The sequence below is a fragment of the Hymenobacter agri genome, from assembly GCF_054778495.1.
Genome location: NZ_BAAGZM010001051.1, coordinates 1 through 944 on the forward strand (window position 1 = coordinate 1; position 944 = coordinate 944).

The following is a 944-nucleotide window of genomic DNA, read 5'->3' on the forward strand; positions in this document are numbered from 1 at the left end:
GCTGCTGCACCGCCAGCTCGCGCCAGCCGAAATTCAGCGCCGACTGCTGCGCCTGCAGCCGGTGGCCATGCGCCTCGAGATGAAGCCCGGCCGGCACGGCTCCTACCTGCTCGACGATACCTATAACAACGACCTGGCGGGCCTGGCCCTGGCCCTGAATGCGCTGGCCCGGCAGAGCCGCCCCGGTCGGCGTACCCTCATCCTCAGCGATGTGCTCGAGTCGGGCCTGAGCCAGTCCGAGCTCTACGCCCGGGTAGCGGCCCTGCTGCCAACGGCCGGCGTGAGCCGGGTGGTCGGCATCGGGGAGGAGATAAGTCAGTTGATAGTGAGTGGTGAGCAGCTGATTGAATTCTACCCCAGCACCGAGGCCTTCCTGGCTCAGCTGAACCCGGCCGACTTTGCCCGGGAAACCATTCTGATTAAAGGCGCGCGGCGCTTTGGGTTCGAGCGCATTGTGGCCGCCCTGCAGGCCCAGCAGCACGGCACGGTGCTCGAAGTTAACCTCGATGCCCTCGCCCACAACCTGCAGCACTACCGCCGCCAGCTACAGCCCGGCACCCGGCTGATGGTGATGGTGAAAGCCTTTGCCTACGGGGCGGGGTCGTACGAAGTAGCCAGCCTGCTGGAGTTTCAGCGGGCCGACTACCTCGCCGTGGCGTACGCCGACGAGGGTATTGCCCTGCGCGAAGCGGGCATCAGCCTGCCCATTATGGTGATGAATGCGGCCCCCGACTCGTTTGAGCTGCTGCGCCGCTACCGGCTCGAACCCGAAATCTATTCTTTCGAGCTGCTCGATGAGTACCTGGCAACGTTTCCGGACGAAGGGCCGGCCACTCTGCCCACGCCCCGCATTCACCTCAAGCTCGACACCGGCATGCGCCGCCTGGGCTTCGACGAAGCCGACCTGCCCGCCTTGCTCCACCGCCTGCGCCCGCTGGCCGCCC

The 944-nt window shown here is 66.3% G+C and carries 1 protein-coding gene; it reads left to right on the forward strand.

What is annotated here, in order from left to right:
* Positions 1-944: alanine racemase (locus ACYVDE_RS24400; RefSeq protein WP_460504113.1), on the forward strand; the 944-nt coding region annotated here is incomplete at both ends.